This is a genomic window from Neorhizobium vignae, assembly GCF_000732195.1.
Lineage (GTDB): Bacteria > Pseudomonadota > Alphaproteobacteria > Rhizobiales > Rhizobiaceae > Neorhizobium > Neorhizobium vignae.
In genome coordinates, this window is sequence record NZ_JNNU01000009.1 from 176,303 (window position 1) to 192,779 (window position 16,477).

Genomic DNA, 16,477 nt, shown 5'->3' on the forward strand with positions numbered 1-16,477 from the left:
AACGATATGAAAGACAAAGTTTCAGCCAGTCCCGAACTTGCAGCCGTTTTCGAACGGGCCTTCGCCCCGCTCGAACAGTCCGTCATCGACAGGCGCATTCCGGGCGGGGTGCTCGGCATCGTCGACCTGAAATACGGGCGGATAACACGCGCCGTCGGCTCTGCGCAGGTCGTTCCGGTTGATCGTCCGATGACCGTGGACACCTGGTTCGACCTCGCGTCGCTCACCAAGGTGATCTTCACCACGACGCGCATCTTGAAGCTCGCCGATGAAGGCACGATCGATCTCGACGCACCGCTCACCACCCTGCTACCGGACCTGCGCCAATACAATGCAGAGGCCTGGGAGCGGAAGATCACCTTCCGACAGTGCCTCGGCCATCAGACGCCGTTTCCGGGTGTCGAGCCGATCTATACGTATGGCCGCGATCCGGACCTGCTGCGCGCTTTCATCCTGCAGCGGGAATGGAAAGCCGGTCCGCCGGTCTATTCCGACATCAACTTCATCCTGCTCGGCTTCGCGCTCGAACGGCTGGCGAAGAAGACGATCCGTGAGATCGATCCCGGTCCGGGCTTCGCCTGGTCTGCCGATCCGGAAAACTCGGCCGCCACCGAAGACTGTGCCTGGCGGCAGCGGATCCTCTCGGGCGAGGTGCACGACGAAAATTGCTCGGCGCTGCAGGGTTCCGGCCACGCGGGCCTGTTCGGCACGGTAAAGTCGGTTCTGGACTACGCCGAAAGCCTGCTCGACGGCACCGGAGCGTCCGGGAATGCGATAACGCTGATGCGCACGCCGCTCTCGAACCGGCGCACCCATGGCTGGGAACATCCCTATGCCGACTGGTGGGGTGGCAATCTATGCAGCTCCGGAACGATCGGCCATACCGGCTTCACCGGCACCAGCCTGCTGATCGATTTCGACAGGGGCCGTGCCGTGACCCTCCTCACCAACCGCATCCACCCGACCCGCCATTTCGACAGCGGCATCCTGCCGCTCAGGCAGGCGGTCTGCAATCTCGTCAATCAAACCTGAGGAGCTGATCATGGAGCCAATCTGGGCTGTCGGTCTGATGACCGGAACCGTTCTCGACGGCAATATCGACGTGGCGCTGCTGAAGACCGACGGCGAGACGATCGAGACGTTTGGCGCCTACACGCTCGCCCCCTATCCGCCGGAAATTCGCACCCTCCTTGAGGAGACACTCGCGCAGGCCCGCGTCTGGAATTTCGAAGGACCCGATCCCGCGATCTTCCGCGAGGCCGAGGAAGCGCTGACGAAGGCGCAGTCCTACGCCGTCAAGGACCTCGTCGAGAGCACGGGGCTGACCATGGCCGATATCGGCATCGTCGGTTTCCACGGCCAGAGCGTGCTGCACCGTGCGCCGACCAAGGACAGGCTCGGCGATACCCGCCAGCTCGGTGACGGCGAACTGATGGCCTCCATCCTCGGCACCAGGGTCGCCTACGATTTCCGCTCGGCGGATGTCCGTGCCGGCGGCCAGGGCGCGCCGCTTGCCGCCGCCTATCATTCCGCTCTGCTGCGCGGCGTCGATACGAGCGGCGATACGGCCGTGCTCAATCTCGGCGGCGTTGCCAACATCACCTGGTGGGACGGCAAGGACCTGATGATCGCCTTCGACACGGGCCCGGCCAATGCACCGCTCAACGATTTCATCAAGGCACGCGGCCTCGGCGAAATGGACCGCAACGGCGCACTCGGTGCCTCCGGCAAGGTCGACGAGGACCGCCTCGCAAAACTCCTCGAGCACCCCTATCTCACGGCGCCCTATCCCAAGTCGCTTGATCGTTTCGACTTCACCGCGGCCATGGCGGACGGCCTGGACGACGCGACAGGCGCGGCAACGCTTTCGGCCTTCACGGCATCCGCGGTCGGCAAGGCTCTCGATCTCCTGCCGCACCGGCCGAAACGGCTGATCGTCAGCGGCGGCGGTCGTCACAACCCGACGATCATGTCGATGATCGAAAGCCGCGCCGGCGTCAAAGCCGTTTCCGCCGATACGCTCGGCTGGCGGGGCGATGCGGTCGAGGCGGAATGTTTTGCATTCCTCGCGGTGCGCGTGCTGCGCGGCCTGCCGATCAGCTTTCCGACCACGACCGGCGCACCGAAGCCGATGCTGGGCGGGCGCCTCGCCGGCTGACCGGCCATTCCATTGCAATTTCAGGGTCGGGGGGACTCTTAAACACCATGGACAAAAGAGCCTCTTCCGCCTTCGGCGGCAATGCCGCACTGGCCGGCGTCCTGCTGTTCCTGCTCGGCGCCTTCATGTTTTCGCTCAACGACGCCATGGGCAAGTGGCTGGTCGCAAGCTTCTCGGTCGGCCAGGTCCTGGTGATCCGCTCGTTCGGAGCCTTCTTCATCCTTGGCCCGATGATTGTCCGCCAGCCGATATCGGCGCTGTACAAGGTCGAGCGTATGCCGCTGCAGGTGCTGCGCGTGCTCTTCGCCACGGGAGATCTAGCGCTCTTCTACGCCGCCGTCGCCTACCTGCCGCTCGCCGACGTGATGACCTTCTATATGGCAGGACCTATCTATGTGGCGGCCCTTTCGCATTTCCTGCTCGGCGAACGGATCGGCTGGCGACGCTGGCTCGCCGTCTTGATCGGGTTCGTCGGCGTGGTGATCGCGCTTCGCCCCTCGTCGGAAATGCTGGCATGGCCCTCCGTCTTCGGCCTTGTCGGCAGCCTGTCCTTCGCGCTCACCCTCGTCCTGAACCGCAGGCTGCGCGCGACCACCGATGCGACACTCGTGACCTGGCAGACGATTGCCGGCCTGATCGCCGGGATCTTCCTCAGCATCGGCCACTGGAGCCCGTTCAATACCGGCGAATTGCTGGCGCTGCTGCTGCTCGGCGTCGTCGCCTGCATCGCCCATCTCCTGATCACCCGCTCATTGAAGCTCGCGCCGGCCTCCGTGCTGGCGCCGCTGCAATATACGCTGCTGGTCTGGGCGGTCATTCTCGGCTGGCTATTTTTCGGGGATTTGCCGGATGCGCAGACCTGGATCGGCGCCGGCATCATCGTCATCGCCGGACTGTTCATCTTCCATCGCGGCAACCTGAAGCAGGATGCTGAACCTGTCGTGCCGACCGATTCCAGCCAACGCTAGGCCGCACCCGTCCGGCGGGCGATCATGGCCTCGACGGCCGAAAGCCCGTCATAGATCAGCACGGCCAGCGCGCCGACGATCAGGCCGCCCTGGAGCACGAATGCAAGGTTGTTGGATTGCAGCCCAGCGATGATCACCTCGCCGAGCGTCTTTGCCGCAACCGTCGAACCGATCGTCGCGGTGGCGAGGCTGATCACCACCGAAAGCCGGATGCCGGCGACGACCACCGGCAAGGACAGCGGCAACTCGACCTGAATGAGCCGCTGGACAGGTGTCATGCCGGAACCACGCGCTGCCTCCATCACCGATCGCGGCAGGTTGGTGAGCGCGGTCAGCGTGTTTTCAAAGATCGGTAGAAGCCCGTAGAGAAACAGCGCGATCAGCGTCGGCTTCTCGCCGAAACCGACAGCCGGAACGGCAAGCGCCAGAACCGCGACCGGCGGAAACGTCTGGCCGATATTGACGAGGCTGCGAGACAGCGCCAGGAACTCCGCCCCGAACGGCCGGGTAACAAGGATCGCCAGAAGCACGGCGATGATCGTCGCCGCCAGCGTCGCGATGAAGACGGTCCGCAGATGCAGGAGCGTCAGGCTGAGCAGGCTGCCCTGATTGTAGATCGCCGGCGCGTTCGGCTGCACGAGGGGTTTCAACAATGGCTCGAAACTGCCCGGCGATACCAGGAAGGCAATCAGCAAGAGGAGCAGAAAGCCGCGCAGTATGGTCGGCACCCAAGCCCTCATCGCGGCCTCGCGGCACGCTTGAGGATCGCGTCGAGGGTCACCCGGCCCATTGGACTGCCGCTCATGGAAATGACCGGAAGCGCATCGCGGCCACTCCATATGAGATCGGCAAGCGCCTCCTGCTGGCTCCTGTCCTCCCGGATCGGCTCGCCCTCCGCCTCGCCCGGCTCTGCCGCAGCGCCGGTCCTTGCAATCGAAAGCAGCCGGAACGGCCGTTCCGCGTCGCCGATCAGCGTCTCGACGAAAGGGGTCGCCGGAGCACGGACAAGTTCGGCCGGCGGCCCGTATTGCACCACCTTGCCCTTGTCCATCACCGCGATCTTGTCGGCGAGATGAAAGGCTTCGTTCATGTCGTGGGTGACGAGCACGATGGTCGTGCCGAAATGTTTCTGGATCGCCAGCAGATCCTCCTGCGCCTTGGCGCGGATGATCGGGTCGAGCGCCCCGAAGGGCTCGTCCATCAGCAGCACGTTCGGTTCGGCTGCAAGCGCCCGCGCCACCCCGACACGCTGCTGCTGGCCACCGGAAAGCTCGTGCGGATAACGCGGGCCGAACGTCTTCGGTTCAAGCTGGAAGAGCGTCAGCAGTTCCTCGACCTTGGCGTCGATGCGGGACCTTTCCCAGCCGAGCAGGCCTGGCACCGTCGCAATGTTCTGCGCTACCGTCCGGTGCGGGAACAGCCCATGGCCCTGGATGGCGTAGCCGATCCGGCGCCGCAACTCGTAACCCGGCATGGACCGGTTGTCCTCGCCGTCGAGCCGGATGGCACCTTCGGTCGCTTCCACCAGCCGATTGATCATCCGGATCAGCGTCGTCTTGCCCGAACCGGACGTGCCGACCACGACCGTGACGGTGCGCGGCTCGATCACCATCGAGACGTTGTCGACGACGGTGACACCGTCATAGCGCTTGGTAATGGCGTCGATCTCGATCATGCGGATCTGGCTCCGTTGGGGACGCGGGAGTTCATTTCGATCAGCGCGTCGAGGACGACGGCCGAGGCAAAGGCGAGCGCCACAGTCGGTACGGCGCCAAGCAGGACGAGATCCATCGCTGTCTGGCCGATACCCTGGAAGACGAAGACGCCGAAACCGCCGCCGCCGATCAGCGCGGCAATCGTCGCCATGCCGATATTCTGGACGAGCACGATACGGATCGCGGTCAGGATGACCGGCAGCGCCAGCGGGAACTCGATCTTGAACAGCCGTTGCCAGCCTGTCATGCCGATGCCGCGGGCAGCGTCATTCGCAGCGCGAGGCACGCCCGCAAGCCCGACGACGGTGTTGGCGACGACAGGCAGCAGCGAATAGAGAAACAGCGCGACAAAGGCTGGCGCTCCCCCGATGCCGCGGATGCCGATCGCCGCGGCACCCGGCACATTGGCTGCGATCCAGCCAAGCGGCGCAATCAACAGGCCGAAAAGCGCGATCGACGGGATGGTCTGGACGAGGTTCAGCGTGTTGAGCACGCCATCCCTCAGCGGCGCCACCCGATGACAGAGGATGCCGAGCGGCAACCCCACCAGAACGGCAGCAAAGAGCGAGCCAAGCGCCAGCTCCACATGTTTGCCCGCCTCGACCCAGAAGACGTCGGCGCGGCCGGAATATTCCTTCATGATCGACAGCCCGTTCCAGCTTCCCGACATCAGCAGCGTGCCAATTGCCGCCGCGGCCACGACCAGAAACAGCACCCGCATCGCCGGCGGCGGATCGAGCCGCGTGATCGCATCGGCAGCCAGAAGCGCGAAGGCGAACAGCAGGATCCAGAAGCCCGAGGCGGGTGAGACCCGGGCATAGGTATTGCCGGCCGGCGTCAGGAATGTCGCCGCGTGCCCGATCGAAAGCGTCAGCGCCGCCAGCGCCGCGACGGCGGCAAGCAGTTTTATCCAGGGTGACGTGCGAAAGAGTGCTGCTGCCGTCGCAAGAACCAGCACGCCGATCAGACCCCAGCCTGCCCAGGCCGGCAGCGATTGAAGCATCGCCTCCGCCTTGCCCTGTACGATCCGATTGGGCTTAAGCGTCGCAAACGACGCCCAGAGCCCGCCGTAGACGGCTAGAAGGGCGATGACGATGCCGAGTTTATCGAACTGAACTCTCAAACCGTCCCTGCCTATAATCGACCTGCGACCGATGAAAAAGCCGGACGCTGTAGCGCCCGGCCCATGTTGACACGAAACCGCGCCGAAAAGGAATTACTTCAGGAAGCCGTTCTTCTTGAGAAAATCCTCGGCAACCGCCTTGGCCGGTTCGCCACCTACCTGCACGCGACCATTGAGGTCCTGCAGCGTGACGAGATCGAGCTTGGCGAAGACCGGCTTCAGCACCGCCTCGATGGTCGGGTTCTTCTTGAGCACCTCCTCGCGGATGATCGGGGTCGGCTGGTAGACCGGCTGAACGCCCTTGTCGTCTTCGAGAACAACGAGCCCGGAAGGCGCAATGCCGCCGTCGGTACCGTAGACCATGGCGGCATTCGCATTGTTAGTCTGGTTGGCGGCAGCACCGATGGTCGCTGCGGTATCACCGCCCGAGAGCGTGATCAGCTGGTCTGGCTTCAGCTTGAAGCCGTAGGTGGTCTGGAAGGCCGGCAAGGCTGCGGCCGAATTGACGAATTCGGAGGAGGCCGCCAGGACGATCTTGCCGCCTCCCGCAACATATTTGCCGAAGTCGGTCAGCGTCTTCAGCTTGTTGGCGTCGGCAACGTCCTTGCGCACCGCGATTGCCCAGGTGTTGTTCGCCGAAGACGGCGCCAGCCAGACGATCTTGTTGGCGTCATAATCGAGCTTCTTGACCGCTTCATAGGCCTTTTGCGGGTTCTTCCAGGTGGGATCGTCGCCCTTCTCGAAGAAGAACGCGCCGTTTCCGGTATATTCCGGATAGATGTCGATCTCGCCGGCGGTAATCGCCTTGCGGACGACCGGCGTCGCTCCGAGCTGGATACGATCGGTGGCCTGGATGTTGTTCGCCTTCAGCATGGCAAGGATGATATTGCCCAGCACGCCGCCTTCGGTATCGATCTTCGACGAGACGACGACCTGAGCGTTCGCCATGGTGGCCGACACGCCAAGCGCAAAAGCTATGCCCAAAAGCTTTTTCTTCAAAGACATGACAGAATTTCCCTCCGGATCGCCAGTCACCACCTCGTTTGACTTGGCCTGGAACACATAAAAGCCACTGTTATGTAGGGCAGCTTATAAGATGTGCGAGTTCCGGAAGGGCGCATCCGACAAATATTTTGTGCGGTGCGTTTTATCCGCCGATCGACCTATCCGATAAGATCTGCCGCCCGCTGTTGGCTGGCTGAAACAAGCCTTGTCGGAGGCCCGGTGGGCGGCATCGACAACCAGTTCGAAATTGCCCGCCTTCAGCCTGGAGAGGGTGGCGTCCGCCATCGATCGTATCGGCGTCGTCGAACCTCACGATCAAAACCCTCGTTCACTTGACTTCACGCTTCGGACACGCGGATCAGATGTTTCTCGCCCGAGCGAATGACGTGATCGCGCATCAGGCGCTCGGCAAGATCGGGATCGCGGTCGGCGATCGCATTGGCAATCGCCTCATGCTCCTCGACCGCCAGAAAGCGCTCCCGCTCTTCCGACAGCACGCTGAGACGGGCTGCATGGGTATAGATGCTCTGACCGCCCTGCAGGCGACGCAGATAGCCGCAGCCGGATGCTTCATGGATGACATTGTGGAAGCGCTCGTTGAGGGCGATGAGCTGCAGCACGTCCACCGTCATGAGGCCGGCCCGCATCTCGACGATGAGTTCGCGCATCAGGGCCACGTCCTCATCCTTCACCCGCTTGGCGGCCTGGCGAGCAATCATGCTCTCGAGCGCTGCGCGCGCCAGCATCATCTCTTCCGCCTGGCCGGCATTGAAGGTGACATAAATCCCGCGGCGAGGCTCCGACCGTACCAGCCCTTCGGCCTCAAGCACGCGCAAAGCCTCCTTCAGCGGTGTCGTGCTTATGCCGAGCTGCCCCGCGAGGTGGCGTTCGTTCAGCTTCTCGCCGCTTTTCAGTCGGCCGGAAAGAATGGCATCGCGTACCAGCCCGTAAACATGGTCGCGCAGGCTTTTCAGAAAAACCGGCGCCACTGGCAGAAGCGCATTGTCAATCCCCATCCGCGTCCTCCACCTTGTCTCTCGGGCTGACCTAGCATCTGAAATTTGATATATCAATTTAAAACGAGCGTGTTTAAGTTGGCGCTGGGCGGGAGGAGCTCCGTCCCTGGGATCGCGACACAATCGATCCCGGAACGATGGCAGGATTTCTGGAAGAACAAGCATGACTAAGAAAGCAGCCGATCTCCGCAGCGCCCGTTGGTTCGCGCCGGATGATCTCCGGTCGTCGGGACACCGCTCCCGAATGATGCAGATGGGTTTTGACGAGAAGGATTGGGGCAAGAAGCCGATCATTGCCATCCTCAATACCTGGTCCGACCTCAACGCCTGCCATGCCCATTTCAAGGATCGCGTCGAACACGTTAAGCGCGGCGTGCTTCAGGCCGGCGGCTTCCCGGTAGAACTGCCGGTACAGTCGCTCTCCGAAAGCGCGCTGAAGCCGACATCGATGCTCTATCGCAACTTCCTCGCCATGGAGGCCGAGGAGCTCTTGCGCGCCCATCCGGTCGACGGTGCGGTGTTGATGGGCGGCTGCGACAAGACCACGCCGGCTCTGGTCATGGGCGCCATCAGCGCCGGTTTTCCGATGATCTTCCTGCCCGCCGGCCCGATGCTGCGCGGCAACTACAAGGGCGAATGGCTGGGCTCCGGCTCGGACGCCTGGAAATACTGGGACGAACGCCGCGCCGGCACGATTTCCGAAGAACAATGGACTGGCGTCGAAGAGGGCATTGCCCGCTCCTACGGCCATTGCATGACCTTCGGCACCGCAAGCACCATGACCGCCATCGCCGAAGCGCTCGGCCTTACCCTCCCCGGTGCCAGTTCCATTCCCGCTGCGGACGTTAACCACATACGGATGAGCACGCGCTGTGGCCGCCGGATCGTCGAAATGGTCTGGGACGAACTGACGCCTGACAGGATCATCACGCCGGATGCAGTCCACAATGCGACGACGGTCGCCATGGCGACGGGCTGTTCCACCAATGCGGTCGTGCATCTGCTGTCGATGGCTCGCCGCGCCGGCGTACCGCTGACGCTGGACGATCTCGACAAGGCGGGACGCACGACGCCTGTCGTCGCCAACATCCGTCCGTCCGGCGACAGATACCTGATGGAAGACTTCTACTACGCCGGGGGCCTGCGCGCCCTGATGTCGGAGATCAAGGATCTTCTGAAACTCGACGCCATGACCGTCAGCGGTGTCCCGCTCGGCGAGACGTTGAAAGGCGCGGAAGTCTACAACAGCGACGTCATCCGCCCCTTGTCGAACCCGATCTATCATGAGGGTTCCCTGGCGGTCCTCAAAGGCAACCTAGCACCGGACGGCTGCGTCATGAAGCCTTCCGCCTGCGAGCCGCGGCTGCGGGTCCACGAAGGTCCCGCCCTCGTCTTCGACAGTTATCCGGAAATGAAGGCGATGATCGACCGCGAAGATCTCGACGTCACCGCCGACCACGTGCTGATCCTGCGCAACGCCGGCCCCAAAGGCGGTCCCGGCATGCCGGAATGGGGCATGCTGCCGATCCCGAAGAAGATCCTGAGACAGGGTTTTCGCGACATGCTGCGCATATCCGATGCCCGCATGTCCGGCACGAGCTACGGCGCCTGCATCCTGCATGTGGCGCCTGAAGCCTATATCGGCGGCCCGCTGTCGCTGGTGCGCACCGGCGACATCATCCGCGTCGACCTGCCGAACCGCTCGATCGACATGCTGGTGGACGAAGCAACGCTCGCCAGGCGCCGTGCCGAATGGGTGGCGCCCGCCGACAAATACGAACGCGGCTACGGCTGGATGTTTGCCAAGCACATCAAGCAGGCCAACGAAGGCTGCGACTTCGACTTCCTCGAACGGGAATTCGGCGCCACCGCCGGCGAGCCCGAGATTTTCTGACCCGACATGTCTGAGTGGAACCCTATGACCGACTACATTCTTTCCGACGCCACACGCCAGAAATACGAAAGCGTCAGCTGCGCGACGATCTGCACCGCGCTCTTCAAGCGCGGCCTGCGCAATCAGTTCATCCAGGATGTCCGGCCGCTTTCCCAGAAACCAGGAAACATGGTCGGCCAGGCCTTCACGTTGCGCTACATCCCGGCGCGCGAAGACCTGAACCCGCTTTCGGTGTTCCAGAACCCGCAGCATCCGCAGCGTGCCGCCGTCGAGCAGTGCCCGCCCGGCCATGTCCTGGTCATGGACAGCCGCAAGGATCCCCGCGCGGCCTCCGCCGGCTCTATCCTCGTATCGCGCCTGATGGTGCGCGGTGTCGCCGGCGTCGTCACTGACGGCGGTTTTCGCGATAGCCCGGAAATCGCCGAACTCGGCATCCGGGCCTACCACAACCGCCCCTCCGCCCCGACCAACCTCACCCTACACCAGGCACTCGACATCAACGTGCCCATCGGCTGCGGCGACGTCGCCGTCTGGCCGGGCGACGTGGTGGTCGGCGACAACGAGGGAGTCGTCATCATCCCGGCGCATATCGCCGACGAAATCGCCGATGAGGTGATCGAAATGACTGCGTTTGAGGATTTCGTGACCGAGGAAGTCTTGAACGGCCGCTCGATCATCGGCCTCTACCCGGCGACGAAGGAGGAAAGCAAATCCGACTTCGCCCGCTGGCGTCAGGCCAAGGGCCGCTGAAGCGACCTCTGGCCGATATCCTGCCGCCTATGAACCTGCCGCTGTTTCGCGCAGGTCCTTGAAAAGCACGTTCTGGTCGGACAGGTACTTGGCAAAGATCGGCAGGCTGGCCCCGCCGATCGCCCGCGCCTGGGAGCCGACCATTCCCTCGATGATATCGGGGATGATGACGCCTTGAAGGTCGAGCCGCGTCACCGCTTCGATGGTCGAGGCGACGATCCGTTGCCTGACCCAGGCCGGAAAGCCGCCGTCGATCACGGCCGCGCCGAAATCGATGATCGAGGCCGCCGCAACGATCGCCTGGGCAAGCGCATCCGCGGTTTGCCGGATCCACAGTTCGAGCGGCTCTCCGAAGTCGATCCAGTCGTCGGCGGAATACCAGAGCGGCTGGGGATCGACGTTCCGCTCCTTCAGGAGATTCTCCAGAACGAAGATCGAGGCGATGTCGAGCAATTGGCGTGTCTCGCCATCGCCGCCGCGCACGGGAAGCGGCCCTACAGCGCCCGCGGTCCCGGTCCGTCCGGAAAAGATCGCCGAGTTCAGAACGATCCCGCCGCCGATGAACGATCCGATGAAGAAATATACGAAATCCGGATAGGAGGGGCCAACGCCGAACACCAGTTCGGCGCCGCAGGCGCTTGTCGCGTCGTTCTGCAGGTAGACCGCATGCTGGACCTTGCTCGCGATTTCAGCCTGCAGATCGAACCCGCGCCAGACTTCCATCGCCCCTTGCGGCGCGCCCACCTCCTCGGCCCAGTTCCAGAGTTCGAATGGCGCGGCGATGCCGATCCCGGCGATACGCCCGCGTTGCACCTCGGTCAGCTGGCCTTCGAGCCGCGCAATGCCGGACGTGATGATCTCGATGATCTTTCCGGGAAGCGGATAGGCGTAGGATTCGTGATATTGCAGCCGGATGCGGCCGACGAAATCCATCAGGACCAGGTCGGCGCTGCGCCGGCCGATCTTCACGCCGAACGAATAGACCGCATCCGGATTGAGTCGCATCGGCACCGAAGGCTGCCCCACCCGGCCGCGCACCGGCTCACCGCGCAACAGAAGGCCGTCCTTTTCGAGCGCCCGCATGATGACCGAGACGGTCTGGGCCGAAAGCCCGCTGCGCCGTGTGATATCCGCCTTCGACATGGAGCCGTTCAGACGCACCAGCGAAAGCACGAGCCGCTCGTTATAGGCCCTCACCCGCACCTGGTTTGAACCGCCGGTGAAATTGCCCAGCAGCCCATGGCCCGGCGCCACGCTATCTGAAACCGACATTGGCTCTTCCTCCCAGAAGCCTTGAATCGACGTGGCCACCTCATTCAGGAATACGGGTAACCTTTTGATATCCCCTAGCATCCCGCAAGACACAGCGGACACCGATCGTCAAATTCTGAACCTCCATTTCGGCAAACTATGGCATGAGAAATAAATAATTCAATCGGAATTAATTATTGACAGATGTTTCAACTCGTTCTTAATTAGGGGTGTAAGGGCACAGGACGGCTGGGAGGAGGCGCCTGTCGAACTCGGTGGCACCGGTGCCCATTCATTACGCCTAAACATTGGGTCCGCATTGCGGACAGTCTTAACTCTGGGAGGAGACCATGAAGAAATCCGTATTGTCCGCCGCATTCGGCGCCCTTGTCCTCGGCGTTGCGTTTTCCGCCCCCGCGGAGGCCGCAGGCGTATCCGCGTGCCTGATCACCAAGACCGACACCAACCCCTTCTTCGTCAAGATGAAGGAAGGCGCCACGGCCAAGGCCAAGGAACTCGGCGTGACGCTGAAATCCTATGCCGGCAAGATCGACGGTGACAGCGAAAGCCAGGTCGCCGCCATCGAAAGCTGCATCGCCGACGGCGCCAAGGGCATTTTGATCACCGCCTCCGATACCAAGGGCATCGTGCCGACCGTCAAGAAGGCCCGCGACGCCGGCGTCCTCGTCATTGCGCTCGACACCCCGCTCGACCCGATCAATGCCGCCGACGCCACCTTCGCCACCGACAACCTTCTTGCCGGCAAGCTGATCGGCCAGTGGGCCAAGGAAACCATGGGCGACAAGGCCAAGGATGCCAAGGTCGGCTTCCTCGACCTGACACCTGATCAGCCGACGGTCGACGTGCTGCGCGACCAGGGCTTCATGATCGGCTTTGGCATCGATCCCAAGAACCCGGACAAGATCGGCGACGAGACCGACAAGCGCATCGTCGGCCATGACGTGACCAACGGCAACGAGGAAGGCGGCCGCAAGGCCATGGAAAACCTTCTCCAGAAGGATTCCGGCATCAACGTCATCCACACGATCAACGAGCCCTCCGCCGTCGGCGCCTACCAGGCCCTGAAGGCGGTCGGCATGGAAAAGAAAGTGTTGATCGTCTCGGTGGACGGCGGTTGCCCGGGCGTCAAGTCGGTCAAGGAAGGCGTGATCGGCGCCACCTCGCAGCAATATCCGCTGCTGATGGCATCGCTTGGCATCGAGGCGATCAAGAAGTTCGCCGACACCAAGGAAAAGCCGAAGCCGACCGAAGGCAAGTCCTTCTTCGACACCGGCGTTGCGCTCGTCACCGACAAGCCGGTCCCCGGCGTCAAGTCGATCGACGTCAAGGAAGGTACGGCCAAGTGCTGGGGTTGATCCTCACCATCTAGCCCATCCCGGCCGGGGTTGATATCCCCGGCCACTTTCGACCAGTGATGCGCCGCTGGGAAGCAACCGGCGAAGACCGGGCAAACCCAACGGACGGTTCCTGCGTATTCAGCGCGGAGGAGGAAACATGAGCGGAACCCAGGAATTCGAGCGCGTTCTCGACGGCAGCGACAAAAACGTTGCCTCGTTCGAGAGCCAGGACGTCTCTCTCTTAAAACGCGCGCAGCATTTTCTGCACTCGACACCCGCTGCCGTACCGCTGATCGTGCTGATCCTCTCCATCATCATCTTCGGCGTCGCCATCGGCGGGCGGTTCTTCTCGTCCTACACGCTGACGCTGATCCTCCAGCAGATCGCGGTTGTCGGCATTCTCGGCGCCGCCCAGACGCTGATCATCCTCACCGCCGGCATCGATCTCTCGATCGGGGTGGTGATGGTGATATCGGCCGTCATCATGGGCAATTTCGCCGTGACCTATGGCATGCCCACCGGCATCGCGATCCTCGTCGGCCTGATCACCGGCGGCGCCTGCGGCTTTTTCAACGGGTTCCTCGTCGCGGTCATGCGGTTGCCGCCATTCATCGTGACGCTCGGCTCCTGGAACATCATCATGGCGACGAATTTCATCTATTCCGCCAACGAGACGATCCGCGATACCGACGTGGACGAAAAGGCCCCACTCCTCCATCTCTTCGCGCTCAATTTCAGGATAGGCAGCGCCATCCTGACGCTTGGCGTCATCGCCATGGTCCTGCTCGTGGCGGTGCTCTGGTACATCCTCAACCATACGGCCTGGGGAAGGCATGTCTACGCCGTCGGTGACGACCCGGAAGCTGCAAAACTCTCCGGCATCCAGACCCGCAAGGTTCTGCTCAGCGTCTATACGATCGCGGGGGTCATCGCCGCCTTCGCCGCCTGGGTATCGATCGGCCGCAACGGCTCGATCTCGCCGTCCTCGGCGGTGACCGACTTCAACCTGCAGGCAATCACCGCGACGGTGATCGGCGGAATTTCGCTGTTCGGCGGCCGCGGTTCCATCCTCGGCACGCTGTTTGGCGCCATGCTCGTCGGCGTCATGTCGATGGGGCTCAACATGCTCGGGGCCGATCCCCAATGGAAAGTCATGCTGACCGGCTGGCTCATCATCGCCGCCGTCGCAATCGATCAGTGGATCAGAAAGGTCTCGGTGTAATCATGAGCGTCGAACCCATTCTCACAGCCCGCGGCCTGGTCAAGCGTTACGGACGCGTGACTGCTCTCGACAACGCCGACTTCGATCTCTACCCCGGCGAAATCCTCGCGGTCATCGGCGACAACGGGGCCGGCAAGTCCTCGCTGATCAAGGCGATCTCCGGCGCGGTACGGCCCGACGAGGGCGAGATCACGCTGGAGGGTCGGCAAGTGCAGTTCAAGTCCCCGCTCGAAGCCCGCGATGCAGGCATCGAGACCGTCTATCAGAACCTCGCGCTCTCGCCTGCCCTGTCCATCGCCGACAACATGTTTCTCGGTCGGGAAATCCGCAAGCGGGGCGTGCTCGGACAGTGGTTCCGCATGCTCGACCGGCCGACGATGGAAAAGCAGGCACGCGACAAGCTTACCGAACTCGGGCTGATGACGATCCAGAACATCAACCAGGCCGTCGAGACCCTGTCGGGCGGCCAGCGCCAGGGCGTCGCCGTGGCACGTGCCGCAGCGTTCGGCTCCAAGGTCATCATTCTCGACGAGCCTACCGCCGCGCTCGGCGTCAAGGAAAGCCGGAAGGTTCTGGAGCTCATCCTCGACGTGCGCTCGCGGGGCATCCCGATCGTGCTCATCTCGCACAACATGCCGCATGTGTTCGAGGTGGCCGACCGCATTCATATCCATCGGCTTGGACGACGGCTGACCGTGATCGATCCGAAGGAATACACGATGTCCGACGCGGTCGCCTTCATGACCGGCGCCAAGGCCCCCGCCCAGCCCGTCGCGGCGTAACAATCGCACCGACCAAGCTCCTGTCGGAGCCGTTCTCCGGTCGCCTGGTCCAAGAGATACAGGCGATCGGGTTAACTCACTATAGCCCGTCGCCCTCACCCACCGCGGCCGTTCGCGGTAAAGGACGACTGCATTGTGCTGCGAACCTTGAGAAGCAGCCGTTCCCCTGGCCGGCTCGACTGCCGCGCGTCCCCAACACAATCAACCGCTGCCATTCTTGATTGCATCGAAGGCTGATGTCGATCACCGGGACGACATTAGTCTTCCCGCTGATCGTTCGATCGGATCCTTGCGGCTAAAACGAATACGATAGAAAATTCCCGACACCAAAAATATTGAGAATTTTATATTCCATTTCGCTCCACGGCATTGCTGGCGCGACATTACCCGCCCGCTCCCAAATCAGGCGTGTTTTTAAGGCCTTATCGCCTGCGGCTCATTACGTCCCGCACCAATGCCCATGGTAGATCCGCTATTGAAATGGAGCGAAGGCAGCATCAGCCTGTTGAAAACAGTCGACACGAATAAAAAATTCCATACTTAATTGACAGGACGGAATTATCTAATAGGTTGTTAACGCTCAAGGGGTGGGGAGTGGTGCTGGAACCGGCTCATGAAGAAACGCGAAAAACTCTTCATTTTTGATATTGGCGGAGTATTCGTGAAGCTCGATCCGGCCTCCCGTGACCGCGCAGTCTCGAAACCCGGCGCCGCAGGCCCGTCCCTGCGATACGGCGATGTTCCGGAAGCTATCTTCCGCGATTTCCGGCTGGGGCGGTCCACGGAATCCGATTACGTGCAGGCGCTTGCCGACGTATTCGGTGTGCCGCATGCAAGCATCTACGAAGCCGAACATGCCTATATTGCCGACGGTTTTCACGAGTTCATCGAGTTCGTCCGCAGGCTCCGGGAAAACCATCGCGTCGTTTGCCTCAGCAACAATCAGGCGATCCATTGGCGCCATATCAGCGAGAACCTTCTTGGCGCCGGTTATTTCGACAGGGAATACCTTTCCCATGAAATGGGCCTTGAGAAACCGGACCGCCTGATTTTCCAGGCAGTATCGCAGGCGGAGGGATGTTCGGAAAAGGACGTCTTCTTCATCGACGACATAGAGGAAAACGTTCTGTCGGCTCGCGAAGTCGGATGGCAGCATTGCATCGTCCATCGCGATTCCATTGAAACGGCTGAATTGCTCACGGCGCTCGCCGCTGAGCAGACTTTGAATTGACCAG

At 62.3% G+C, this 16,477-nt stretch carries 15 protein-coding genes; 9 read left to right on the top strand and 6 right to left on the bottom strand.

Annotated elements, in window-relative coordinates:
* Positions 1–6 precede the first annotated feature (6 nt).
* The 3 genes from GQ59_RS17280 to GQ59_RS17290 are packed head-to-tail and all read left to right on the top strand — an operon-like array spanning position 7 to position 3,126.
* Positions 7–1,032, top strand: a complete 1,026-nt coding sequence (locus GQ59_RS17280) for a serine hydrolase domain-containing protein (RefSeq protein WP_037083490.1) — start codon at positions 7–9, stop codon at positions 1,030–1,032.
* A gap of 10 nt (positions 1,033–1,042) precedes the next feature.
* On the top strand, positions 1,043–2,158 hold the full coding sequence (locus GQ59_RS17285) for an anhydro-N-acetylmuramic acid kinase (RefSeq protein WP_037083493.1): 1,116 nt from the start codon (positions 1,043–1,045) through the stop codon (positions 2,156–2,158).
* A gap of 47 nt (positions 2,159–2,205) precedes the next feature.
* Positions 2,206–3,126 (top strand): DMT family transporter, encoded by a 921-nt coding sequence (locus GQ59_RS17290; protein WP_037083495.1) that lies wholly within the window; start codon positions 2,206–2,208, stop codon positions 3,124–3,126.
* On the opposite strand, the gene GQ59_RS17295 is transcribed toward GQ59_RS17290, so the two are convergent.
* The 5 genes from GQ59_RS17295 to GQ59_RS17315 form a co-directional block, all read right to left on the bottom strand.
* Positions 3,123–3,866, bottom strand: coding sequence for an ABC transporter permease (locus GQ59_RS17295; protein ID WP_037083497.1), 744 nt, complete (start codon positions 3,864–3,866; stop codon positions 3,123–3,125). The genes GQ59_RS17290 and GQ59_RS17295 overlap by 4 nt on opposite strands.
* Positions 3,863–4,801 carry an ABC transporter ATP-binding protein gene (locus GQ59_RS17300; RefSeq protein ID WP_037083499.1) on the bottom strand — a complete coding sequence of 313 codons (939 nt, stop codon included), beginning with the start codon at positions 4,799–4,801 and terminating at the stop codon, positions 3,863–3,865. The genes GQ59_RS17295 and GQ59_RS17300 overlap by 4 nt, the downstream gene beginning before the upstream one ends.
* Positions 4,798–5,964 (bottom strand): ABC transporter permease, encoded by a 1,167-nt coding sequence (locus GQ59_RS17305; RefSeq protein WP_037083500.1) that lies wholly within the window; start codon positions 5,962–5,964, stop codon positions 4,798–4,800. The genes GQ59_RS17300 and GQ59_RS17305 overlap by 4 nt, the downstream gene beginning before the upstream one ends.
* A gap of 93 nt (positions 5,965–6,057) precedes the next feature.
* On the bottom strand, positions 6,058–6,969 hold the full coding sequence (osmF, locus tag GQ59_RS17310) for a glycine betaine ABC transporter substrate-binding protein OsmF (protein WP_037083504.1): 912 nt from the start codon (positions 6,967–6,969) through the stop codon (positions 6,058–6,060).
* A 338-nt stretch (positions 6,970–7,307) separates the two neighbouring features.
* A complete protein-coding gene (locus GQ59_RS17315) occupies positions 7,308–7,985 on the bottom strand; it encodes a GntR family transcriptional regulator (protein WP_037083507.1) in 678 nt (225 codons plus the stop codon).
* A gap of 163 nt (positions 7,986–8,148) precedes the next feature.
* Here GQ59_RS17315 and araD point away from each other — a divergent pair, with 163 nt between their 5' ends.
* Both araD and GQ59_RS17325 read left to right on the top strand, forming a co-directional pair.
* Positions 8,149–9,879 (top strand): L-arabinonate dehydratase, encoded by a 1,731-nt coding sequence (gene araD / locus GQ59_RS17320; RefSeq protein ID WP_037083509.1) that lies wholly within the window; start codon positions 8,149–8,151, stop codon positions 9,877–9,879.
* Positions 9,880–9,903: 24 nt separating this feature from the next.
* Positions 9,904–10,629: a ribonuclease activity regulator RraA gene (locus GQ59_RS17325; protein WP_037083510.1), complete on the top strand. Its 726-nt coding sequence runs from the start codon at positions 9,904–9,906 to the stop codon at positions 10,627–10,629.
* Positions 10,630–10,656: 27 nt separating this feature from the next.
* Here GQ59_RS17325 and GQ59_RS17330 read toward each other — a convergent pair whose 3' ends face one another.
* Entirely contained in the window at positions 10,657–11,901 is a 1,245-nt protein-coding gene (locus tag GQ59_RS17330; protein WP_051904024.1) for an ROK family transcriptional regulator, read from the bottom strand.
* Positions 11,902–12,230: 329 nt separating this feature from the next.
* On the opposite strand from GQ59_RS17330, the gene GQ59_RS17335 reads away from it, so the two are divergent.
* From GQ59_RS17335 to GQ59_RS17350, 4 genes are all read left to right on the top strand, one after another.
* Complete coding sequence (locus GQ59_RS17335; protein WP_037083511.1) at positions 12,231–13,256, top strand: sugar ABC transporter substrate-binding protein; 1,026 nt, start codon at positions 12,231–12,233, stop codon at positions 13,254–13,256.
* A gap of 139 nt (positions 13,257–13,395) precedes the next feature.
* Positions 13,396–14,460, top strand: coding sequence for an ABC transporter permease (locus GQ59_RS17340; protein WP_037083512.1), 1,065 nt, complete (start codon positions 13,396–13,398; stop codon positions 14,458–14,460).
* 2 nt (positions 14,461–14,462) lie between these two features.
* Positions 14,463–15,242 carry an ATP-binding cassette domain-containing protein gene (locus GQ59_RS17345; RefSeq protein WP_037083513.1) on the top strand — a complete coding sequence of 260 codons (780 nt, stop codon included), beginning with the start codon at positions 14,463–14,465 and terminating at the stop codon, positions 15,240–15,242.
* Between the two features lie 613 nt (positions 15,243–15,855).
* A complete protein-coding gene (locus GQ59_RS17350) occupies positions 15,856–16,473 on the top strand; it encodes an HAD-IA family hydrolase (RefSeq protein WP_037083515.1) in 618 nt (205 codons plus the stop codon).
* Positions 16,474–16,477: the final 4 nt, after the last annotated feature.